At 66.0% G+C, this 22,724-nt stretch carries 15 protein-coding genes; 11 read left to right on the plus strand and 4 right to left on the minus strand.

Translation table 11 applies throughout. The features are described from left to right. From D7Y61_RS11210 to D7Y61_RS11220, 3 genes are all read right to left on the minus strand, one after another. Nucleotides 1-1,378 (minus strand): pseudouridine synthase (locus D7Y61_RS11210; protein WP_180866303.1); only part of this gene is annotated, 1,378 nt, incomplete at its 3' end. Next, nucleotides 1,371-2,246: an SMC-Scp complex subunit ScpB gene (scpB, locus tag D7Y61_RS11215; RefSeq protein ID WP_180866304.1), complete on the minus strand. Its 876-nt coding sequence runs from the start codon at nucleotides 2,244-2,246 to the stop codon at nucleotides 1,371-1,373. The genes scpB and D7Y61_RS11210, both read right to left, overlap by 8 nt. 13 nt (nucleotides 2,247-2,259) lie before the next feature. Next, nucleotides 2,260-3,165, minus strand: a complete 906-nt coding sequence (locus D7Y61_RS11220) for a segregation and condensation protein A (protein WP_180866305.1) — start codon at nucleotides 3,163-3,165, stop codon at nucleotides 2,260-2,262. A gap of 372 nt (nucleotides 3,166-3,537) precedes the next feature. Here D7Y61_RS11220 and D7Y61_RS11225 point away from each other — a divergent pair, with 372 nt between their 5' ends. The 10 genes from D7Y61_RS11225 (at nucleotide 3,538) to D7Y61_RS11270 (ending at nucleotide 17,428) form a co-directional block, all read left to right on the plus strand. Beyond that, nucleotides 3,538-3,837, plus strand: coding sequence for a YciI family protein (locus D7Y61_RS11225; protein WP_014037825.1), 300 nt, complete (start codon nucleotides 3,538-3,540; stop codon nucleotides 3,835-3,837). Further along, nucleotides 3,834-4,109 (plus strand): BolA family protein, encoded by a 276-nt coding sequence (locus D7Y61_RS11230; protein ID WP_180866306.1) that lies wholly within the window; start codon nucleotides 3,834-3,836, stop codon nucleotides 4,107-4,109. Before D7Y61_RS11225 ends, D7Y61_RS11230 begins: the two co-directional genes overlap by 4 nt. Before the next feature lie 149 nt (nucleotides 4,110-4,258). Next, nucleotides 4,259-5,296 (plus strand): substrate-binding domain-containing protein, encoded by a 1,038-nt coding sequence (locus tag D7Y61_RS11235; RefSeq protein ID WP_180866307.1) that lies wholly within the window; start codon nucleotides 4,259-4,261, stop codon nucleotides 5,294-5,296. A 76-nt stretch (nucleotides 5,297-5,372) separates the two neighbouring features. Then, nucleotides 5,373-8,453, plus strand: coding sequence for a TonB-dependent receptor (locus D7Y61_RS11240; RefSeq protein WP_180866308.1), 3,081 nt, complete (start codon nucleotides 5,373-5,375; stop codon nucleotides 8,451-8,453). Nucleotides 8,454-8,704: 251 nt separating this feature from the next. Next, nucleotides 8,705-10,309: a glucoamylase family protein gene (locus tag D7Y61_RS11245; protein ID WP_180866309.1), complete on the plus strand. Its 1,605-nt coding sequence runs from the start codon at nucleotides 8,705-8,707 to the stop codon at nucleotides 10,307-10,309. A gap of 4 nt (nucleotides 10,310-10,313) precedes the next feature. After that, complete coding sequence (locus tag D7Y61_RS11250; protein ID WP_180866310.1) at nucleotides 10,314-11,654, plus strand: sugar ABC transporter substrate-binding protein; 1,341 nt, start codon at nucleotides 10,314-10,316, stop codon at nucleotides 11,652-11,654. Then, nucleotides 11,651-12,532, plus strand: coding sequence for a carbohydrate ABC transporter permease (locus D7Y61_RS11255; RefSeq protein WP_032129770.1), 882 nt, complete (start codon nucleotides 11,651-11,653; stop codon nucleotides 12,530-12,532). The genes D7Y61_RS11250 and D7Y61_RS11255 overlap by 4 nt, the downstream gene beginning before the upstream one ends. Beyond that, nucleotides 12,529-13,365, plus strand: coding sequence for a carbohydrate ABC transporter permease (locus D7Y61_RS11260; RefSeq protein ID WP_180866311.1), 837 nt, complete (start codon nucleotides 12,529-12,531; stop codon nucleotides 13,363-13,365). Before D7Y61_RS11255 ends, D7Y61_RS11260 begins: the two co-directional genes overlap by 4 nt. After that, entirely contained in the window at nucleotides 13,362-16,529 is a 3,168-nt protein-coding gene (locus D7Y61_RS11265) for a discoidin domain-containing protein (RefSeq protein ID WP_180866312.1), read from the plus strand. Before D7Y61_RS11260 ends, D7Y61_RS11265 begins: the two co-directional genes overlap by 4 nt. 2 nt (nucleotides 16,530-16,531) lie before the next feature. Next, on the plus strand, nucleotides 16,532-17,428 hold the full coding sequence (locus tag D7Y61_RS11270; RefSeq protein WP_180866313.1) for an endonuclease/exonuclease/phosphatase family protein: 897 nt from the start codon (nucleotides 16,532-16,534) through the stop codon (nucleotides 17,426-17,428). 177 nt (nucleotides 17,429-17,605) lie between these two features. Here the strand turns inward: D7Y61_RS11270 and D7Y61_RS11275 are convergent, their stop codons facing one another. After that, complete coding sequence (locus D7Y61_RS11275) at nucleotides 17,606-20,866, minus strand: Rne/Rng family ribonuclease (RefSeq protein WP_180866314.1); 3,261 nt, start codon at nucleotides 20,864-20,866, stop codon at nucleotides 17,606-17,608. Nucleotides 20,867-21,273: 407 nt separating this feature from the next. Between D7Y61_RS11275 and D7Y61_RS11280 the strand changes: the two genes are divergently transcribed. Next, nucleotides 21,274-22,248: an RluA family pseudouridine synthase gene (locus D7Y61_RS11280; RefSeq protein WP_180866315.1), complete on the plus strand. Its 975-nt coding sequence runs from the start codon at nucleotides 21,274-21,276 to the stop codon at nucleotides 22,246-22,248. Nucleotides 22,249-22,724 lie beyond the last annotated feature (476 nt).

Genomic DNA, 22,724 nt, shown 5'->3' on the forward strand with positions numbered 1-22,724 from the left:
AGCGGTTGCCGCCACCGGCAGGACGGCCCTGGCCGCCTGCACCGCCGCGGCCTTCGCCGCCGAAGCCGCCACGGCCCTGGCCGCCACCGGCGCCAGCGCCCGGACCCTTCGGCTTGCCGTACGGACGGCCCTGACCGCCCGCGCCCGGGCCACGTGCACCCGGGCCACGTGCACCCGGACCAGCATTGCGGTGGCCGCTCGGGCCGGTGCTGACGCCGTCCGGCACGTACCAGGTACGGAACGCGGCCGGGTTGCCTTCCGGCAGCGAGCGGTCGTTCTTCGGCGCGCGCTGCTTGAACGGCTTCTGCGACTGCTTGGCCGCCGCTTCACCGCTGACGGTCAGGCCGCCCTTGAAGCCGCCACCCTTGCCGCCGCGACCACGGCCGCGGTCCTCGCGGACGTTGTCGAAACGACGCAGCTCGCGGCCTTCATCGGCCGTGTTGTGGCCATTGACGTAGGCATTGCCACGGCCACCTTCGCGCACGCGCACGGTGGTCTTGGCGGCGCGGCGCTGGCCGATCACCGGCTGCAGGGTCAGTGCCGACGGCGCGCCTTCTTCCAGCTTCAGCTGCGCACGCAGAGCTTCCACCTGCGTGGTGCCCAGTTCCACCGAATGGCCACGGGCCAGTTCGCGCGGCAGGCTCACCTTGCCGTAGCGGGTGCGCTTCAGGCGGCTGACCTGGCAGCCCTGCGACTCCCACAGGCGACGCACTTCGCGGTTGCGGCCTTCCTTCACCACGACGCGGAACCAGTCGTGCGAGTCGGTGCCGCCGATGCGTTCGATCTCGTCGAACTTGGCCGGGCCGTCTTCCAGCGCCACGCCACGGGCGAGGCGGTCGACGATGGCGTCGGAGACCTTCTCCTCGCCTTCCGGGGCGCGCACGCGCACCACGTACTCGCGCTCGACCTCGAACGACGGGTGCATCATGGCGTTGGCCAGTTCACCGTCGGTGGTGGCCAGCAGCAGGCCGGTGGTGTTGATGTCGAGGCGGCCGATCGCGATCCAGCGCGCGCCCTTCAGCGGCGGCAGCGATTCGAACACGGTCGGGCGGCCTTCGGGGTCTTCGCGGGTGGTCACTTCGCCTTCCGGCTTGTTGTAGACCAGCACGCGCGACGGTTCGGCCAGGGCGGTGGCGACGAAGCCGCGGCCATCCAGCTCGATCTTGTCGCCGCTCTTGACCGACATGCCGGTCTGCGCGACTTCACCGTTGACCTTGACCAGGCCTTCGGCGATGCGCTGTTCCAGCGCGCGGCGCGAGCCGAGGCCCGCCTGGGCCAGCACCTTGTGCAGGCGTTCTTCCAACTTGAACTGTTCGGAGGTGGCTTCGCGCTTGAGCGAGAGCTTGTTCAACGACAGCTTGCGAGGGGTGTCACTCATCAGTTTTGCTCCGGCCGACGGTTTCGAGGTCGGCCTCTGGTTCGGAATCGGCTTGGTCAACAGCCACGGTCGTCGTCGCGACGGCGTTGTCTTCGCGTTCGTTCACTGGCACCGCGCGCTCGCCCGGCGCGGAATCGGGGTGCCCATCATCGAGGGGCGAAGGTGCTTGCTCATCGGTGGCCGGCGCAGCAGCTGCGTCAGCGGAATCAGGGGTGTCGCTGCCGGCCAGGCCGGCGTCATCGTTCGCGGCAGCGCCATCGGCGCCAGCCGAAATGTCCGGACCGTCGGCACTGGCGGCGGCCGGTGCGTCTCGGTCCAGGGCCAGCTGCGGCTCCAGCTCGCCCAGGTCCTTCAGTTCCGACAACGGCGGCAGCTCGTCCAGGCGCTTCAGGCCGAAGTAGTCCAGGAAGCCCTTGGTGGTGCCGAACAGTGCCGGCTTGCCGGGCACGTCGCGGTGGCCCACCACGCGGATCCACTCGCGTTCTTCCAGCGCCTGGATGATGTTGCTGCTGACCGCCACACCGCGCACCTGCTCGATCTCGCCGCGCGTGATCGGCTGCCGGTAGGCAATCAGCGCCAGGGTTTCCAGGGTGGCACGGGTGTAGCGGGTCTTGCGTTCGGTCCACAGCCGGCTGATCCAGCCATGCACTTCGCCGGTGACCTGGTAGCGGAAGCCGGAGGCGACCTCGACCAGTTCCACGCCGCGGCCTTCGCAGGCTTCGCGCAGGCGCTCCAGCGCACGTTCGATGCTGCCCGGCGGTGCCGGTTCCTCTTCCGGGAACAGGTCTTTCAGCTGGGCCAGGGTGAGCGGCTGGCTGGAGGCCAGCAAGGCACCCTCGACAATGCGGTTGATCAGCAATTGATCCATCGGCAGTCAGCGCTCACTCGTCTGCATTGGCGGCGTCGTTGTCGTCGAACTCGCTGCTGAACTGCAGCGGGGCATTGGTGTTGCCGGCGGCCAGCGATTTCACGTAGATCGGCGCCAGCGGTTCTTCCTGGACGATGTCCAGCAGCTGTTCCTTGGCCAGTTCCAGCACCGCCAGGAACGTGACCAGCACGCCCAGCTTGCCTTCTTCGGCCGTGAACAGCCCTTCAAAACGATAGAACTTGCCATCTTCCAGGCGTCCCAGCACTTCGCCCATGCGTTGCCGCACGCTCAGTGCCTCACGCTTGATGGCGTGACCGCTGAACAGCTCGGCGCGCTTGAGCACGTCGTGCAGGGCCAGCAGCATCTCCTTCAGGTCCACCGGCGGCGGCAGCTTCACCGCAGCGCGTTCGGGCATGAAGGCGTGGGCCAGGCTGGTGTCGCGGTCCTGGCGGGGCAGGGCGTCGATGTCCTCGGCAGCCTGCTTGAAGCGTTCGTACTCCTGCAGCCGGCGCACCAGCTCGGCGCGCGGGTCGGCCTCATCGCCTTCGTCACTGACCGGGCGCGGCAGCAGCATGCGCGACTTCACCTCGGCCAGGATCGCCGCCATCACCAGGTACTCGGCGGCCAGCTCGAAGCGCAGCTCGCGCATCACGGTGATGTATTCCACGTACTGCCGGGTGATCTCGGCAACGGGAATGTCCAGGACATCCAGGTTCTGGCGGCGGATCAGGTACAGCAGCAGGTCCAGCGGGCCTTCGAAGGCATCCAGGATGACTTCCAGCGCGTCCGGCGGAATGTACAGGTCCTGCGGGATCTGCAGGACCGGTTGCCCATGCACCACGGCCAGCGGCATTTCCTGCTGCTGGGGGGCGGGCGGCCGGGTTGGCGGGTTCGCGTCGAGCGCGAGTTCGGAAGTCATCTAATGGACATCAGGATTGCAACGGACCAGTCGCGGCACCGGGTTCGCCGGGCCATCGCCACGGAGCCCCAGGCACCAGACACGCCGGATCGGCGCGATTCCACACAGGTAAAACAGCAGGACGCGCCGCAGGAAACGGCAGCGACGGAACTACGGGGAGGTCGTCTACGTGGCCCGGCCAGGTGATCCGGTTCGAAGCAGCGGGACGGTCGCCGGGGGCTGCGTTGGCCGCAGAAACCGACGGGCTGCTGCATCCAGCCACGTGCAATGGAGTCTAGGGTAAGCCTTTGTCGCGCCAGTGTCCAGCCGGACCGGGGCGGGGCCCGCATTGGCTAGAATCTGCGCACCCGACGACGCAAGCGAGGAAATGCCGTGTGGTATGTGATTGAGGGCTATGACGGCCAGGACGTGCTGGCGCAGCGGCTGCAGGCGCGGCCGGAACACCTGGCGCGGTTGCACGCGCTGCGCGACGAGGGGCGCCTGCTGCTGGCCGGCCCGTGCCCGGCGGTGGACAGTGAAGACCCGGGCCCGGCCGGCTTCAGTGGCTCGGTGGTGATCGCGCAGTTCGAGTCGCTGCCGCAGGCCCAGGCCTGGGCCGATGCCGACCCGTACGTGGCCGCTGGCGTCTACACCCGCGTGCAGGTGCGCCCATTCCGCAAGGTCCTGCCATGAACGCGGAACGGATCGAACGGATCCGTGACGCATTGCAGCAGGCACTGGCCCCAAGCGTCCTCGAGATCGAGGACGACAGCCATCGCCACACCGGCCATGCCGGTGCGCGCGATGGCCGCGGCCATTTCAACGTACATGTGGTCAGTGAACGCTTCGCCGGCCTGGGCCCGCTGGCCCGGCATCGCGCGGTGTACGCCGCGCTGGGGGCGATGATGGAGACCGATATCCACGCGTTGTCCATCCGCGCGCAGACCCCGTCAGAACAGGGCTGAGCCCTTGTCCCACGCTGTCCTGGCGGGTCCCTGCGGGGGCTCGCTGCAGACAGATTTCCATGTCCATTTCGGGACATTCGCCTAACGGACTGTTTACAAGCCCAGATGGAAACGCTTACATTCCGCGCCAATGCTGGTAGGTCCAAGCCGTGGAGGGCGGCTTCGTGAACAAGGCAGCTATCACAATCAAAGACGTCGCTCGCGAAGCCCGGGTCTCCGTGGCTACGGTTTCCCGCGCGCTCAACGGGCATGAAAATGTCGCCGAACCGGTCCGCCAGCTTGTGCTGGAGGTGGCCGCCCGGCTGCGTTACACCCCGCACGCCGCCGCCCGCAGCCTGAGCAGCCGCCGCACCAATACGGTGGGCGTGGTGCTGCCTGACCTGTACGGCGAATTCTTCTCCGAACTGATGCGCGGCATCGACAATGTCGCACGCAACCGCCGACAGCACCTGCTGGTGTCCAGCTATCACGGTGACCAGGAACAGCAGGGGGCGGCGCTGCGTGCCATGCGTGGCCGCGTCGATGGCCTGCTGGTGCTCTCGCCCTATGCCGAGAGCCCGGGCTTCCTGACCGACAACCTGCCGCAGTCGTTGCCGACGGTGTTGATCAACACCTATCTGCCCGGGCAGGACCACCCGGTGCTGAGCATCGATGACCACGCCGGTGCGATGGCGATGACCCGCCATCTGCTCGACGCTGGCCACCGTCGCATCGCTTTCATTTCTGGCCCGGATCTCAACTTCGACGCGCGCGAGCGCCTGCGCGGCTTCCGTGACGCGCTGGCCGCCTTCGGTCGTGACGCCGAAGGCATCGAGCTGCCCGGTGATTTCGACGAAGCTTCCGGCCATCGTGCCGGTCAGGAGTTGCTGGCAGCCGGAGCGCTGCCTGATGCCGTGTTCGCCGCCAACGACATGATGGCCCTGGGATGCCTGTACGCGTTCACGCAGGCCGGTGTCCGTGTTCCGACTGATGTCGCCCTGGCCGGTTTCGATGACATTCCACTGGCGCGTTTCGTCCACCCGTCGCTGACCACCATGCAGGTCAGCATCGCCGAGCTCGGCGATCGGGCCATGACGCGCCTGATGCAGTTGATGGACGGCACCTCCACGGATGGGGCAGGGGACAAGCAGACCCTGGTTCCCCGCTTGATAGTTCGCGATTCCACCACTCCGCCATCGGGCCGTTGAAGCCAGAGGCGTTCCTTCTTTTTTGATTGATCGCAGGGACCGCGCGAGCGGTCACCGCCACCCGGAGATTGAGTTGATGATGCACACCACCTTCCGCACGCCGGCGCGCCGGCTGCTGAGTACCGCACTGGTCAGCTGCCTGATGCTGGCTGCCGCTCCGAACGTCATGGCGCAGTCGGCCAATGCCAGCTTGCGCGGCCAGGTTTCCGGCGCCCAGGCCGGCGCCGAAGTGACCGCCACCAACCTGGCCACCGGCACCGTCCGTCGCGGCACCGTCCGTGCCGATGGCAGCTACTCGCTGATGGGCCTGGACCCGGGCACCTATGACGTGGTCGCCAACGGCCAGTCGCAGAAGGTCACCGTCACCGTGGCCTCGACTGCTACCCTGAACTTCGCCGGTGCCGCCAGCAGCACCCCGGGTTCGACCGCGGCCACCAACCTGGACACCGTCAACGTTGTCGCACCGACCCTGCTGCAGGAAGTGCGCACGTCCGAAGTCGGCAAGACCGTCAGCCTGCAGCAGATCCAGACCACGCCGCAGGTCTCGCGCAACTTCCTGGAGTTCGCCGACGCGGTGCCGGGCATGATCTTCACCCGCGATGCCAAGGGCAACACCTCGCTGCGTGGCGGTGCCACCAACTCCGACGGCACCAACGTCTACATCGATGGCGTCGGCCAGAAGAGCTACGTCAAGGGTGGCGGCATTTCCGGCCAGTCCGGCAGCGCGGGTAATCCGTTCCCGCAGCTGGCCATCGGTGAGTACAAGGTCATCACCGGCAACTACAAGGCCGAGTACGGCCAGGTGTCCAGCGCCGCGATCACCGCCGCGACCAAGTCCGGTACCAACGAGTTCAAGGGTGAGACCTTCTACCGTTATACCAACGAAAGCATGCGTGCGATGACCCCGGCCGAACGCCAGCCGGGCAAGAGCAAGGAAGACTCGGCCGAGAAGGAGTACGGCTTTGCGCTGGGTGGCCCGATCATCAAGGACAAGGCCCACTTCTTCGTCACCTATGAAGCCAAGCGCTTCGACCTGCCGGTGACCATCGCGCCGGACGGTGCAGTGAGCTCGGCGGCCGCCAAACTGCCTGCCGATGGTCTCGCGGGTCTCGGCCCGGCCAGCCAGCCGTTCCAGCAGGACCTGATCTTCGCCAAGATCGACTTCGAGCCGACTGACAACGATCGTATCGAACTGACCTTCCAGGACCGCGACGAAACCCAGCAGCAGTTCAGTGACCAGACCGCCAAGGTGCACGGCAAGGTGGTGGACAACACCGACCGCCGCTACGCCCTGCGCTGGAACCACAGCGGCGAGCGGTTCTACAACGAGCTGATGGTCACCCATGAGGAGGCGTTCAACAATCCGCTGCCGCTGACCTACGGCAACGGTATCGTCTACACCGCGCCGGACTTTGGTGACAAGAACCGGAACACCCCGCAGGAAAAGACCCTCGTCCAGATCGGCGCAGCCGATGCGTTCGCCTCGCAGGTGAAGGGCCAGAAGGGCTGGGCGATCGAGGACAACCTGACCCTGGACGGCCTGCAGTGGGCCGGCGACCACACCATCAAGATGGGCGCCAAGTACAAGCAGATTGATCTGTACGCCTCCGATGCGGCGCAGATCAATCCGCAGTTCTTCTACACCATCGACAACCCTGCCTTCTCCTCCGGCACCCCTTACAAGGCGCAGTTCACCAAGGCCAGTACTGGTGTCACCGGCGTGCAGTCCGAGGTGCGCGCCAAGGTCAAGCAGATTGGTCTGTTCATCCAGGACGACTGGCAGGTCAACGATCATCTGCAGCTGAACATCGGCCTGCGCTGGGATTACGAAAAGAACCCGGTCTATACCGATTTCGTGACCCCGCCGGAGGTTGTGAACGCATTGTTCTCGCAGGACAGGCATGCGCCTCCGGGCCAGACCTATGCACAGACGCTGGCGCTCAGTGGCCTGAACGTCAACGACTACATCAGCACCGGCCACAATCGCAAGAATTTCAAGAATGCCTGGCAGCCGCGCCTGGGCTTCTCGTATGACGTAAACGCCGATGAGCAGCACGTGTTCCATGGTGGCGCCGGCCGGTCCTATGATCGCGACCTGTTCGACAACTTGGCACTGGAAACCACCAAGCTGGCACTGCCGCAGCCGACCGTGTTCTTCCGCAACCCGGCCACCGGCAGCTGCATGTACGGGCAGACCCCGTGCTTTGACTGGAATCCGAACCTGATGAACGGCATCGAGAACGTGCAGGCACTGCTGGGTTCCACCAGCAATGAAGGCATGGAAGTCGATCTGCTGAACAACAACATGAAGGTGCCGTACTCCGACCAGTTCAGCCTCGGCATGAGCAACCAGATCGGCGAATGGCTGACCGATGCCACGATTTCACGCACGCTGACCTACGATGGCTTCGCCTACACGCTGGGCAACCGTTTCAACAACGGCAATTTCTTCGACAATCAGATGCTGTGCGGTGCTGACGAGCCGACCTACGGGCAGCCGTGGGGCTGCAGCATCCCGGGCTTCGGCAGCCTGATCATCGGCCAGCAGGGCATCAAGACCCGCTCCACCCAGATCCTGCTGTCGGCGCAGAAGCCGTACAGCAAGGAGAGCGGCTGGGGCACCTCGATCGCCTATACCTGGACCAATGCACGCCACAACCGCAATATCAACGAGCACTATTCGTTCGATCGCGGCACCATCGGTGAGTACCCGACCATCAAGTCCAACGGCGCGCCGCGTCACCGTCTGGTGGTCACCGGCTCGTATGACGGTTTCTGGGGCATCACTTTCGGTGGCAAGCTGACCCTGGCCACGCCGACCCCGGGTAACGACTGGTCCTGCATCGCGCAGGCCGGCAATTCGAACTGCATGCCGACCCCGGCTGCCGGCACACCGTCGGGCAATGGCCACTTCCTGCTCGGCGGCAAGATCTTCGGCTACCGCTCGCTGGATCTGCAGGCGACCAAGACCTTCAAGCTGGCCGGCGATACCGAGCTGTATGCTCGCATCGACATCATCAACGTGCTCAACTTCGACAACTTCTCCAAGCTGAACTACGTGAAGAGCGACGGCAAGCTGCTGGTCAGCTACAACGAGACCGGCGACATCATTGGTACTCCGCGCCAGATCAAGGCCGAAGTGGGCTTCCGCTTCTAAGCGGAACCGCCTGATGCAGTACCCCGATGCCGCCGGTTCGCCGGCGGCATCGGCAGGAAGAAGAAAGGCAATGGCCGGCCCCGTGCCGGTCCATTGCCCATGCCGCTGCCGGCCAGGCGGCAGCGGCATGGGCAATGATCGCGGTGTCAAACCACGTTTTTCGTGGTTTTTTCAGAACGCATCTTGTAAACGATTTCAGATCATTGGACGGTATGCTTTCCCATCGATCAGACCACCGGAGAAATCGCGCCATGCAGGCACGCCATCTGTTGTCCGCCGCAGCGTTCAGCCTGGCCGTGGCCGCCTGCCAGCCGGCCCAGCAGGAACCTGCCAAGCCGCGGCCGCCGGTGATCCTGATCGAGGCCGACGCGCCGCCGCGGCCGATGAAGCCGGTGCTGCCGCCGCTGTTCGATGACATCGAGCGGCGTACCTTCCAGTTCTTCTGGGATACCACCAACGAGATCAACGGCCTGACCCCGGACCGCTATCCGTCGCGGCCGTTCGCCAGCATCGCCTCGGTCGGCTTCGCGCTGACCGCCTATCCGATCGGCATCGAGAACGGCTGGGTCAGCCGCAACCAGGCGATCGACCGCACCCTGACCACGCTGAAGTTCTTCCGCGACGTGCCGATGGGGCCGCAGCGCACCGGCAAGGCCGGCTACAAGGGCTTCTACTACCACTTTCTGGACATGCAGGAAGGGCGTCGCTACGACAGCTGGGTTGAACTGTCCTCGGTGGATACCGCGCTGTTGATGATGGGCGTGCTGTTCGCGCAGTCGTACTACGACGGTGACGATCCGCGCGAGAAGGAGATCCGCCAGATCGCCGACACGTTGTACAAGAAGGTCGACTGGCCGTGGCTGCAGCAGCGTGCGCCGCTGATCTCGATGGGCTGGTTCCCGGAGAGCGGCTTCATCGACCACGACTGGATGGGCTACAACGAGGCGATGATGGTCTACATCCTTGCCCTGGGTTCGCCGACGCACCCGGTCAGCCCGGATGCGTGGACGGTGTGGACGCGCACCTACGACAACGACTGGGGCGTCTACCAGGGCCAGGAATACCTGTCGTTCGGCCCGCTGTTCGGCCACCAGTACAGCCATGTCTGGATCGACTTCCGCGATATCCAGGACGCGTACATGCGCGAGCGCGGCAGCACCTACTTCCTCAACAGCCGCTCGGCTGCGCTGGCCCAGCGCGAGTACGCCATCGCCAACCCGATGCAGTGGAAGGACTATGGCGAGAATGTGTGGGGCCTGACCGCCAGCGACGGCCCGCAGAACACCACCCAGGAGTACCGCGGCGAGCAGCGCCAGTTCCGCCACTACTCCTCGCGCGGCGCCGGCCTGCGCGAGAACTTCGATGACGGCACCATCGCCCCGACCGCCGCGATCGCCTCGGTGGTGTTCGCGCCCGAGCAGGTGATCCCGGCCACGCTGGAAATGCACAAGCGCTACGGCGACTACATCTATTCCAGCTACGGTTTCCTGGATTCGTTCAACCCCAGCTTCAACTACGACATCCCGATCAAGACCGGCCGCCTGGTGCCGGATCGCGGCTGGGTCGCCAGCGATTACATCGCCATCGACCAGGGCCCGATCCTGACCATGATCGCCAACTACCGCGATGACTTCGTCTGGGAAGTGATGAAGAAGAACCCGTACATCCGCAAGGGCCTGGAACGGGCCGGGTTCAGCGGTGGCTGGCTGGCACCGGAAGGTTCGTTCCAGCCGCTGGAACTGCAGAAAGACGAAAAGGCCGCGGCGGCACGCGCGGTGGGTATCGCCGAATCACGCGCGGCTGCCGCGCAGGAACAGAAGAACAATGCCAACCGCAATACAGGCCAGGGCAAGTAACCCGATGCCGAACTGGATCGACCGCCTGCGCCGCTGGGCGCTGCCTGCCCTGGCCGTATTGGCCGTGGCCGGCTGCGCCCGTACCGAATCGGGCACCACCACCGTGCGCTTCTGGGCGATGGGACGCGAGGCGGAGCTGGTCAGCGAGCTGATCCATGAATTCGAGGCCGAGAATCCGGGCATCAAGGTGGATGTGCAGAACATTCCGTGGACCGCCGCGCACGAGAAGCTGCTGACCGCGTTCGCCGCGGACGGCCTGCCGGACGTGTGCCAGCTGGGCAACACCTGGGTGCCGGAGTTCGCCGAACTGGACGCGCTGACGCCGCTGCAGCCGTTCGTGCAGCGTTCGTCCGTGGTCGACCCGAAGGACTATTTCCAGGGCATATGGGATACCAATGTGATCCACGGCGAACTGGTAGGCGTGCCGTGGTATGTCGATACCCGCCTGATCTACTACCGCAAGGACCTGCTGGCCAAGGCCGGCTACGACCACCCGCCGCGCACCTGGCAGGAGTGGGACGAGCAGATGGCGGCGATCAAGCGCATGCAGGGCCCGAACCGCTATGCGGTGCTGATGCCGATCAACGAGTTCGAGCAGCAGTTGTCGCTGGCACTGCAGCAGCCTGATCCGTTGCTGCGCGACGACGACACCCGCGGCAATTTCGCCAGCCCGGGCTTCCGTCGCACGCTGGCCTTCTACGCCAACATGTTCGAGCAGGGCTGGGCGCCGAAGATGTCCGAGACGCAGATCTCCAACGTCTGGGATGAGTTCTTCCGCGGCTTCAACGTGTTCTACATTTCCGGCCCGTGGAACATCCGCGAGTTCAAGAAGCTGCAGCCGAAGGAACTTGAAGGGCAGTGGGGTACGGCCGCGCTGCCGGGTCCGGACGGCCCGGGCGCCGGTATTGCCGGTGGTACCAGCCTGGTGATCTTCCGCAAGTCGCAGCAGAAGGAGGCGTCGTGGAAGCTGATCGAGTTCCTGTCGCGACCCGAAATCCAGGCGCGCTTCCATTCGATCATCGGCGACCTGCCGCCGCGCCGCAGTACCTGGAACGCGCCGTCGCTGGCCAACGATCCGCTGGCCGCTGCGTTCCGTGACCAGCTGGAGCGGGTCAAGCCGACGCCGAAGGTGCTTGAGTGGGAGCGCATCGTGCAGGAAATGCGCATCGTCACCGAGAAGGTGGTGCGTGGTGGCCTGGCGCAGGACAAGGCCGTGGCCGAGCTGGACCAGCGTGTGGACAAGGTGTTGGCCAAGCGCCGCTGGATGCATGAACAACAACGCCTGCAGCAGCGCGTGCCGTCGCCGCAATCGAGCAGTGCCGTGGCCGCCGGGAGCGCGCAATGAAACGTACCTCGCTTGCCGGCTGGGTTTTCGCCGGTCCCTCGCTGATCGTGCTGGGCATGTTCTTCGGCCTGCCGGTCGCCTCGGCGCTGGCGCTGAGCGTGACCGATTTCGACCTGTATGCCTTGGCCGACAGCAGCAACCTGCGCTTCGTCGGCCTCGGCAACTACATCGATCTGCTGCAGACGCCGATGTTCTGGAAGTCGCTGTGGAACACCACCTACTTCGTGTTGATCGGCGTGCCGTTGTCGATCGGTGTGTCGCTGGGCGCAGCAATGCTGCTGAATGCGCCCGCCGCGCGTTTCAAGGCGCTGTTCCGTACCGCCCTGTTCGCGCCGGTGGTGACCACACTGGTGGCAGTGGCGGTGATCTGGCGCTACCTGTTCCATACCAGCTACGGCCTGGTGAACTACGGCCTGGGTCACCTGGGCATCAGCCCGATCGACTGGCTGGGCGATCCCAACTGGGCGATGCCGACCATCATGCTGTTCGCAGTGTGGAAGAACTTCGGCTACAACATGGTGATCTTCCTGGCCGGCCTGCAGGCCATCCCGCATGACCTGTACGAGGCCGCCCGCATCGACGGTGCCTCGCGCTGGAAGCAGTTCCTGCACATTACCCTGCCGATGCTCGGCCCGGTGCTGCTGGTGGTCGGCGTGATCACCGTGTCCGGCTACTTCCAGCTGTTCGCCGAACCGTATGTGATGACCCGCGGAGACCCACTGCAGAGCACCGTCAGCGTGCTGTATTTCATGTTCGAGGAAGGCTTCAAGTGGTGGAACCTGGGACGCGCCTCCGCGGTGGCGTTCCTGCTGTTCCTGATCATCCTTGCGGTGACCACCGTGATGCTGCGTTTCGGCCGCAAGAGGCAGTTGGTATGAGTCGTGAAATCGGCCAGTCGCGCTGGTACCCGTGGTTGATCAATGGTGCGTTGCTGGTGCTGGCCCTGGTCAGCCTGGCACCGCTGCTGTGGATGCTCTCGGTTTCGTTCATGCCACAGGGCGAGGCGACCCATTTCCCGCCGCCGCTGCTGCCGTCCAGCATGACCACGCGCAACTACCATGAGTTGTTCGCGCGTACCGGCATGGGCGGCAACTTCGCCAACAGCCTGCTGGTGTCGGTCGGCATCACCCTGGGTTCGCTGCTGCTCAACACGATGGCCGGCTACGCCTTCGCCAAGCTGAACTTCGTTGGCCGCGAGCGCCTGTTCCAGGTGCTGATGGCGGCGCTGGTGATTCCGGCGCAGGTGGCGATGCTGCCGCTGTTCCTGCTGATGAAGCAGCTGGGCCTGGTCAACAGCTTCGGCGGCGTGATCGTGCCGGCGCTGGCCAGCGTGTTCGGCATCTTCCTGGTGCGCCAGTACGCGCGCTCGATTCCGGACGAACTGCTGGAAGCGGCCCGTATCGACGGGGCAGGGGAGCTGCGCATCTTCTTCCAGATCGTGCTGCCGATGCTCAAGCCGGTGCTGGTGACCCTGGCGATCTTCACCTTCATGGGTGCATGGAACGATTTCATGTGGCCGCTGATCGTGTTGACCGACCAGGAGCACTACACTTTGCCGGTGGCGCTGGCCACCCTCTCGCGCGAGCACATCATGGACGTGGAAATGATGATGGCTGGCGCGGTGGTCACCGTGGTCCCGGTGCTGGCGCTGTTCCTGGTGCTGCAGCGGTACTACATCCAAGGTCTGTTGCTGGGGAGCGTCAAGGGATGAAGCGAGCGATCGCCGTTGGACTGGGCCTGTTGTGGACCTCCCTGGCGATCGCCGCACCTCCGGCGCTGCCGGCACCGAAGGTGCTGGACGATTTCGACGACATCGCGGCCTGGAAGCTGGTGCTGTCCGACCAGGTCAGCGGTTCGCTGCGTCCGGTCAGCGGCGCCGGCGGTGGCCGCGCGCTGTGCCTGGACTACGATTTCCACGATGTCTCCGGCTATGTTGGCATCCGTCGCGCGCTGAACATCGAGTACCCGGTCAATTACCGCTTCGGGTTCCAGCTGCGCGGTGATTCACCGGGCAACGACCTGCAGTTCAAGCTGATCGATGCCAGCGGCGACAATGTCTGGTGGGTCAACCGGCCCGGTTACAGCTTCCCCAAGGCATGGACGCCGGTCGAGTACCGGCGTCGGCAGATCGACAAGGCGTGGGGGCCGTCTCCCGAAAAGGAGATGGCGCGCAGCGCCGCGGTTGAATTCACCATCTACAGCAAGGTCGGCGGCCGCGGCACGGTGTGCTTCGACAAGCTGACCCTGCAGGGTCTGCCGCCGCAGGATGATTCGGCACTGGTGCCGTCGGTGATCGCCGATACCGCAACCGCCCTGCAGGACCGCATGATCGATGGCAAGAGCGATACGTTCTGGATCAGCGGTGGCGTCAAGCAGCAGACCATCAGCCTGGACCTGCACAAGAGCCGCGAGATCGGCGGTGCGGTGATCGACTGGCTGCCGAACCTGGAAGCGCGACGCTATACCGTGCGTACCTCGGAAGATGGCCGCGACTGGCGCACTGTGCGCGAGGTGACCAACGGCGCCGGTGGCCGTGACTGGCTGGCGCTGCCGGATACCGATGCACGCTACGTGCGCTTCGATCTGCAGGACGGCCCGAACTGGCGCTATGGCATCCGTGACATTGGGCTCAAGCCGCTGGCGTTCGCCGCTACGCCCAATGCGTTCCTGTCCTCGGTGGCCGTCGATCTGCCGCGTGGCTCGCTGCCGCGTGCCTATGTGGGCGAACAGCCCTACTGGACCCTGCTCGGCCTTGATGGCGGCCAGGAACAGGCACTGATCAGCGAAGACGGCGCACTGGAACCGGCCAAGGGCAGCTTCAGCATTGAGCCGTTCATCCGCCTCGATGGCAAGCTGCTGGACTGGTCGAAGGTGGCCATCACCCAGTCGCTGCAGGATCACTACCTGCCGATCGCCAACGTCGACTGGGTGCATGAGAAAGTTGGCCTGGCGGTGACCAGCTTCGTGCAGGGCTCCCCGGAGCGCGCGCAGTTGATCGGCCGCTATCGGCTGAGCAATCCGGACAAGGTCGCGCACGAGTACACCCTGGCGCTGGCGATCCGTCCGTGGCAGGTCAATCCGCCCACTCAGTTCCTCAACACCGTCGGTGGCTTCAGTCGTATCGATTCACTGGATGTGGGCGAGCAGCTGGTGCGGGTCAACGGTGAGCCGCGCATCTATCCGCTGCAGGTGCCGGACGCGCGCTTTGCCAGTACGTTCGACGGCAAGCTCGATGCGATACATCTGGCGGACGGCAAGTACCCGGCCACCACGGCGGTGAAGGACAGCACCGGCATGGCGTCGGGTGCGCTGATGTACACGATCAAGCTGGAGCCTGGGCAGAGCCGTGAAGTGGCGGTGGTGCTGCCACAGACCGGTGGCTGGGCGCCACAGGCGCTGGACGTGGCCAAGGCGCAGGCGCAGGTGGCCGAGCAATGGCGGAAGAAGCTGGGCGTGGTCTCGCTGCAGGTGCCGTCCGCTGGCCAGGCGCTGGTCGAGACCCTGCGTACCGCGGTCGCGCACATGCTGATCTCGCGCGTCGGCCCACGCCTGCAGCCGGGCACGCGGTCGTATGCACGCAGCTGGATCCGCGATGGCGCGATGATCTCCGAGGGCCTGCTGCGCATGGGCCGCAGCGATGCGGTGCGTGACTATATCAACTGGTATGCGCCGTATCAGTTCGAGAATGGCAAGGTGCCGTGCTGCGTCGACGCGCGCGGCAGCGACCCGGTGCCGGAGAATGACAGCCACGGTGAGCTGATCTACAGCATTGCCGAGTACGGGCGCTACACCGGTGACAGCACGTTCACCGAGCTGATGTGGCCGCATGTGCAGGGCGCCTACAATTACATGGAACAGCTGCGCGCCAGCGAGCGCACCGAGGAGAACCGCGCACGCAACCCGGCCTTCTACGGGATGATGCCGGCCTCGATCAGCCACGAAGGCTATTCGGCCAAGCCGATGCATTCGTACTGGGACAACTTCTGGGCACTGCGCGGCTACAAGGACGCGGCGCTGCTGGCGACCCAGCTGGGCAAGGTCGAGGCGATGCAGATCGCCGAATCGCGTGACCAGTTCCGTGATGACCTGCAGGCCTCGCTGCTGTCGGCCATGCAGCAGCACAACATTGACTACCTGCCGGGCTCGGCCGAGCTGGGTGACTTCGACGCGACGTCGACGACCATCGCACTGGCCCCGGGCGGCGAACAGGGCAGGTTGCCGCAGCAGGCGCTGGAGGCGACCTTCGAACGTTACTGGAACGAGTTCGTTGCCCGTCGCGACGGCAAGCGCGAGTGGAAGGACTACACCCCGTACGAGTGGCGCAACGTGGCCGCGTTCGTGCGCCTGGGCTGGCGCGATCGCGCTTGGCAGGCCACCGAGTTCTTCTTCAAGGACCACGCACCGCAGGCCTGGAACCAGTGGGCCGAGGTGGTTTCGCGTACGCCGCGGAAGCCGTTCTTTGTTGGCGACCTGCCACACGCTTGGGTGGCTTCGGACTTCGTGCGCTCGGCGCTGGACATGTTTGCCTACAACCGCGACATGGACGATGCGCTGGTGCTGGCCGCCGGTGTGCCGTCGTCATGGCTGCAGGGTGAGGGCATCGCCGTGCAGGGCCTGCGTACGCCGCAGGGCCAGCTGAATTACCGGCTGCAGCGCAGCGACAAGCAGCTGGTGCTGGAGGTGCAGCCGGGCCTGGTGCCGCCGGTCGGTGGCGTGGTGCTGCCATGGCCGTACGCGGGTGATCCGGGCGAGGCGACGGTCAATGGCGAAGCCGCCGAGTGGATCAACAAGGAACTGCACGTGCACCAGCTGCCGGCGCGGGTCGAGATCGAAGTGCCGAGCGCGGTGCGTCGCGCGGAACGCAAGGGGCAGTAACGATGAAGCAACAGGGGGCGAGGGCGCGCATGACGGTGCGCGCCCTGGGACTGGCGATTGCCCTGGCATTGCCGGTTGGAGTGATGGCGGTGGCGCCTGCGGCCACCGCTGCGCCGGCTGAGGTGGCTGAGGTGGCCAGTGCGCCAGGCATGAGCATGGTCACCTTCAACCTGCATCATGACCGCGAGGACTGGCCGAGCCGCCGCCGCACCATCCTGGCCGAACTCAAGCGCCTGCAGCCCGATGCCATCGCGCTGCAGGAGGTGATCCAACGCCGCAACGTGCGCAACCAGGCGCAGTGGCTGGCCAGCCAACTCGGCTACAGGTATGTGTTCGTGTCCACCGATCCGGTCGGGGCACCCAAGCGCTACGGCAACGCGCTGCTGAGCCGCCGCCCGATCCTTGCCCAGGGCGATCATCTGCTGCAGCCATTGAATGATTACCGCACGGTCGCTCACCTGCGCATCGACGTCGACGGCACGCCAGTGAACGTCTACGCCACGCATCTGAACGAGCGCAACGACGAGAGTGGGCAGCGCATCCGTCGCAGCCAGGTCGAGGACCTGCTGCGCTTCATCACTGCAACGTCCGCTGGTGCGCCGGTGGTGATCGCCGGTGACTTCAATGCGCTGGTGGACGCCGGTGACCTGAGCGAGCTGCGCAGCCACTACGGCGACAGCTACGGCAGCGTGCACGTCAATACCGATCTGGCCGGGGTCAGTACGCTCAATCGTCACTACTACCAGGCGCCCTCGCGGATCGACCACATCTTCTTCCAGCAGGACGAGATGGTCGCGCGCGAGGCGAAACTCCTGTTTGACCAGCCCGACGACAGCGGTCGCTGGGCTTCCGATCACTACGGTGTGTGGACCCGGTTGCAGTTCGCACCGAAACCCTGACGGAGCACGCTCCGGTAGCTGCCAGCCTTGGTTGGCACGGGCGTGTCCGCGTTCGCTCCAACAACGGCGCCAACCAAGGTTGGCCTCTACCAGGGCGCTGCACGCGTCCGACGCACAAACAGAAACGGCGGGGATCATTGATCCCCGCCGTTTCGTTTTCACGCGATCAACGTGCGATCAGTTCGCCGGCGGCGTGCGCTTGGCGGCCTCTTCGTCTTCTTCATCGGCCCTGGCTTCCGCAGCCTGGGCTGCAGCGTCGGCATGGCCATCGGCGACCGGATCGATCGACGGCGTCACCACGGCTTCGGCCACCGGGGCAGCGGCTTCGATCGGCGCGGCTTCGACCGCCACCGGAGCGACCGGCTGTTCGACGATCGGCGCAGTCTCGACGACCGGCGTGGCTTCAACGGCCGGGGCGGCCTCCACCACCGCGGCAATCTCACTGGCCACCGGCTTGGTTTCAACCACCGGGGTTGCTTCAACAACCTGCGGCTTCGATTCCACCACCGGTGCCGCCTCGACCACGACCGGCTTCACCTCCACCACCGGAGCGGCTTCAACGACCGGGGCAACCTCAGCCGCCGCCGGCTTTGCGTCCGCTACCGGAGCCGCAACGACCACCGGCTGGACCGGGGTCGCGGCGTCGATGGCATCGAGCATGCTGGTCTGCACCGGCGAGGACACCGCTTCAGCCTTGGCAGCGGCTTCCACCGGGGCCTGCGTTTCGGCCACGGCCGGCGCGGCGGTTTCGACCACGGCGCTGCTCACCACTGCGACCGGCGCGGCGACAACGGCAGCGGTGGCACGGACCGGCTTCGCGGCGTCGGCGGTCGGCTCGACGTCATCATCGAAGTCGAACTCCGGCTGCGAACGGGCCGGCTGCGCAGCAGCGACCGGCGCAGTGCCGGCAGTGCTGTCGACGCTCGGCTCGGCGCCGTCGGCGTCGTCACCGTCGTCACCATCGTCCTGGTCATCGCCCAGAGCGTCGCTGCCGGCGGCGTTCTCGGCGCCACCGCGACGACGGCGACGGCCACCGCGACGGCCGCGACGACGGCGGGTCGCGCCTTCGCCGGTCTGCTCGCCATTGGCGTCGGTTGCAGCCTCTTCACCGGCAACCGCAACCACCTCGGCTTCGCTGGCGGTGTTGGCAGTCGTGTTGACCGGTGCTGCGGCTTCTGCCGGAGCGGCGGCCACCGGAGCAACCGGCGCGGTCGCTTCCTGCGCGGTCACCGCATTGGCGGCGACCGCCGTGGCGGCCACGGCGGCAGCCGCGGTCACGGCTTCGGCCGGTGCTTCGGCGGCGTTGCGCTGCGGCTTCTCGGCCGGCTTGTCACCGTCCTGCTGCGGGCGCGGCTGCTTCGGCTGCTTCAGCTTTGGCTGCTGCGGGTTCTGGCCCTGCTGCTCGTTGCGCGGCTGCTTCGGCTGCTGCGGCTGCTGCTGGCCATCCTTCTGCTGCGGCTCCTTCTGCTTGCCCTGCTGCGGCTGCTGCTGGGCATTGCCATTGTTACCGTTGCGGCCGTCCTTGTTGCGCTGCTCACCACGGTCCTTGCGGTTGCCGCCGTCCTTCTGCTGCTGCGCGTTGCCGTTGCCACCGTTGCCGCGGTTTTCTTCGCGACGGTCCTTGCGGTCCTTGTTGCGATCCTTGTTACGGTCCTTGCGGCCACCGTCCTGCTGCTGGCGTGCGGCAGGGGCCGCCGGTGCCGGAGCAGGGGCCGGTTCGCCACCGAACACGCGCTTGAGCCAACCGATCACGCCGCCGCTCGGGGCCGGCGCCACCGGCGCTGCCACGATCGGGGCCGGGGCAGCTGCGGCCGGCTCCACTTCCTCGCGCACTGGGGCGGGGGAGGTGTGCTTGACCTGGGTCACCGCCGGCGGCGGGATGTTCAGCTGGCCCTTGGTCAGGGCGTGCACCGGCAGCTTGCGCGGGGTGCCGCGTTGGTAACTGGGCTTGCTGCTCTCTTCACCCAGCTCGTTCTCGCGCAGGCGGGTGACGGTGTAGTGCGGGGTGTGCAGCTGCTCGTCGGCGACGATCACGATCGGCGCCTCGTGGCGCTGCTCGATCTCGCGCAGGGCGCTGCGCTTTTCGTTCAACAGGTAGTTGGCGATCTCCACCGGGGCCTGGACCAGGACCTGCCCGGTGTTTTCCTTCATCGCATGCTCTTCGGCGACGCGGATGATCGACAGCGACAGCGACTCGACGCTGCGCATGCGGCCGTGGCCGTCACAGCGCGGGCAGACGATCTGGCTGGATTCGCCCAGGCTCGGACGCAGGCGCTGGCGGCTCATTTCCAGCAGGCCGAAGCGCGAGATGCGGCCGACCTGCACGCGCGCGCGGTCGTACTTCAGCGCGTTGGCGAGGCGGTTCTCGACTTCGCGCTGGTGCTTGTTGGAGGCCATGTCGATGAAGTCGATCACCACCAGGCCGCCAAGGTCACGCAGGCGCAGCTGGCGGGCCACTTCCTCGGCCGCTTCCAGGTTGGTCTGGAACGCGGTGTCCTCGATGTCGCTGCCCTTGGTGGCGCGCGAGGAGTTCACGTCGACGGCGGTCAACGCTTCGGTCTGGTCGACCACGATCGAGCCGCCCGACGGCAGGCGCACGTTGCGCTCGTAGGCGCCTTCGATCTGCGATTCGATCTGGAAGCGGTTGAACAGCGGGATGTCGTCCTTGTAATGCTTGAGCTTGCGCAGGGTCTGCGGCATCACCTGCTGCATGAACTCGCGGGCGTGCTCGTACATCTCCTCGGTGTCCACCAGGATCTCGCCGATGTCGGCGCGCAGGTAGTCACGCAGGGCGCGCACGATCAGGCGCGATTCCTGGTAGATCAGGAACGGGGCCGGCTTGCTCAGTGCGGCTTCGGCGATGGCGCGCCAGACGTTGAGCAGGTAGTCCAGATCCCACTGCAGCTCTTCCGCATCGCGGCCGACGCCGGCGGTACGGATGATCACGCCCATGTCGTCGGGGATGTTCAGCTTGTCCAGGGCGTCCTTCAGGGCGGCACGGTCTTCGCCCTCGATGCGACGGGAGACACCGCCGGCGCTGGGCGAATTCGGCATCAGCACCATGTAGCGGCCGGCCAGCGAGATGAACGTGGTCAGGGCGGCGCCCTTGTTGCCACGCTCTTCCTTGTCGACCTGGACAACGATCTCCTGGCCTTCCTTCAGCAGTTCGCGGATGCCGGCCTTGTTGTGGTCGACACCGGCCTGGAAGTAGTCGCGGGAGATTTCCTTCAGCGGCAGGAAGCCATGGCGGCCACCACCGTATTCGACGAAGGCGGCTTCCAGCGAGGGCTCGATGCGGAAGATCCGGCCCTTGTAGATGTTGGACTTCTTCTGTTCCTTCGACGGCTGTTCGATGTCGATGTCATACAACGACTGGCCATCCACGATGGCAACACGCAGCTCTTCAGCCTGCGTGGCGTTGATCAGCATTCGCTTCATTGTTGCGTTCCTCGCAAGCGGCTACCGCGCGGAACGCCATGGGGTTTCGCCTCTGGACACGGTTCGCCGCCCATTCGCGCAAGCGCGGGGAGGGCGGCTTGGGTTTCCAGCGCTACGACACCACGGCAGGCCGCGGGAGCGCTTCACTCTTATGGGTTTTGGGGTGTTACAGGCCGCAGGCAGCTGTCAGCCAGGCTGGAGCGCCACGCGGGACATGTTCAGCACGGTTGCGTGTCAGGCATCCGGCGATGGCCGGGAAGGCCGGTGAGCCGCTAACATGGCCGCCCCGCGGGCGGTGGTCGCGCACTGTGCCGGATTCGTCGGAAGCTGGGCTTCTGGCCCTGAGTAACTTCCAACGAAATCAATCCCTTATCTCGCCCCCCGAGTGTAACAGAATAAACAGCCTGATGACCGCCCAAGACCCGACCAAACCCGCTGGCGACAAGCCTTCCGTGCGCATGATCACCGTTCCCGCCGACCGCGCCGGCCAGCGCCTGGACAACTTCCTGCTCGGCCAGCTGAAGGGGGCCCCGCGCAGCCTGGTCTACAAGCTGGTGCGCAGCGGCCAGGTACGGGTGAATGGCGGCCGTGCCAAGGCCGAACGCAAGCTGGAGGCCGGTGACGAGGTGCGCGTGCCGCCCGTTCGTCTCAGTGAGGAGGGAGACAAGGCCGGTCCGCCGGAAGCGTTCATGCGCCGCCTGGAGCAGGCCATCGTCTTCGAGGATGCCCGGCTGCTGGCCTTGAACAAGCCCTCCGGTGTGGCCAGCCATGGCGGCAGTGGCATCAGCTTCGGCGCCATCGAAACCCTGCGCGCGCTGCGCCCGGGGCAGACGTTGGAGCTGGTTCATCGGCTGGATCGCGACACCTCGGGCCTGCTGATCGTGGCCAAGAAGCGCTCGGCGCTGAGCGAACTTCAGGCCCTGCTGCGTGAAGACCACGGGGCAGGCATCCGCAAGCGCTACCTGACCCTGCTGACCGGGCGCATGCCTGATGGCGTGATGACGGTCGATGCGCCGCTGCATGTCGGCCTGCGCCAGGGCGGCGAGCGCCATGTGCAGGTCAACGCGATCGGCAAGGAATCGATCAGCCACTTCCGGGTACTGGAGCGCCGCGGCGGCCATTCCTACTGCGAGGTGCGCATCGAGACCGGCCGCACCCACCAGATCCGCGTGCATGCCCAGCACCTGGGGCATCCGGTGGCCGGTGACGACAAGTACGGCGATCCGGCGGTCAACAAGCGGCTTCGTGAGCAGATCGGGCTGAAGCGCCTGTTCCTGCATGCCGCTTCGCTGGAGTTCGCACTGGACGACGGCAAGAGTCCGTATGTGCTGAACGCACCGCTGGCCGATGAGTTGGTCGAGGCGCTGGACCGGCTGAAGTAGCCTCTGCGAGGGGCTGACCGGCCAACGGGCGGAGCCCCCTCGCGGCTGGCCTCCAAAGCGGGATTCCGGTTTTGGTCGGTCCGGATGGGTTGGCGGGGAACGCCGTGAACCCATCCTTGGGGGCTTGGCCGCGGCATCCATGCCGCGGACACCCCCGCCAACCCATCCGGGCCGCCCTTCGACAGATCGCGGGCGCGTCAGCCACGGAACATCAAAAGAAGAGCAGACCCGGGCCGCGTGGCGGCCCGGGTAGAGTCGAGCCACGCTCGACTCACGCGCGCAGCGCGGGCTTCGCTTTTCATTCTTTCATCGCACGGCCTTTCATCGCACGGCTGGCACGCACGGAAAAATGAGGGGCACGGGCGGGGTCGGTTCGCGGGGGTGTCCGCGCCATGGATGGCGCGGCCAAGCCTCCAGGGACGGATTAACGGCGTCCCCCGCGAACCAACCCCGCCCGCGACCGCTCGATACTGTGG

The organism is Stenotrophomonas maltophilia (genome assembly GCF_013464485.1).
In the GTDB taxonomy this organism is placed as follows: Bacteria; Pseudomonadota; Gammaproteobacteria; order Xanthomonadales; family Xanthomonadaceae; genus Stenotrophomonas; species Stenotrophomonas maltophilia_AW.

Bases quoted from the DNA above. Each gene is read 5' to 3' on its own strand.
- D7Y61_RS11240 (WP_180866308.1), top strand. From the start codon at position 5,373: ATGATGCACACCACCTTCCGCACGCCGGCGCGCCGGCTGCTGAGTACC.
- D7Y61_RS11250 (WP_180866310.1), top strand. From the start codon at position 10,314: ATGCCGAACTGGATCGACCGCCTGCGCCGCTGGGCGCTGCCTGCCCTG.
- D7Y61_RS11275 (WP_180866314.1), bottom strand. From the start codon at position 20,866: ATGAAGCGAATGCTGATCAACGCCACGCAGGCTGAAGAGCTGCGTGTT.
- D7Y61_RS11220 (WP_180866305.1), bottom strand. From the start codon at position 3,165: ATGACTTCCGAACTCGCGCTCGACGCGAACCCGCCAACCCGGCCGCCC.
- D7Y61_RS11230 (WP_180866306.1), top strand. From the start codon at position 3,834: ATGAACGCGGAACGGATCGAACGGATCCGTGACGCATTGCAGCAGGCA.
- D7Y61_RS11260 (WP_180866311.1), top strand. From the start codon at position 12,529: ATGAGTCGTGAAATCGGCCAGTCGCGCTGGTACCCGTGGTTGATCAAT.
- D7Y61_RS11245 (WP_180866309.1), top strand. From the start codon at position 8,705: ATGCAGGCACGCCATCTGTTGTCCGCCGCAGCGTTCAGCCTGGCCGTG.
- D7Y61_RS11280 (WP_180866315.1), top strand. From the start codon at position 21,274: ATGACCGCCCAAGACCCGACCAAACCCGCTGGCGACAAGCCTTCCGTG.
- D7Y61_RS11265 (WP_180866312.1), top strand. From the start codon at position 13,362: ATGAAGCGAGCGATCGCCGTTGGACTGGGCCTGTTGTGGACCTCCCTG.
- D7Y61_RS11255 (WP_032129770.1), top strand. From the start codon at position 11,651: ATGAAACGTACCTCGCTTGCCGGCTGGGTTTTCGCCGGTCCCTCGCTG.
- D7Y61_RS11270 (WP_180866313.1), top strand. From the start codon at position 16,532: ATGAAGCAACAGGGGGCGAGGGCGCGCATGACGGTGCGCGCCCTGGGA.
- scpB (WP_180866304.1), bottom strand. From the start codon at position 2,246: ATGGATCAATTGCTGATCAACCGCATTGTCGAGGGTGCCTTGCTGGCC.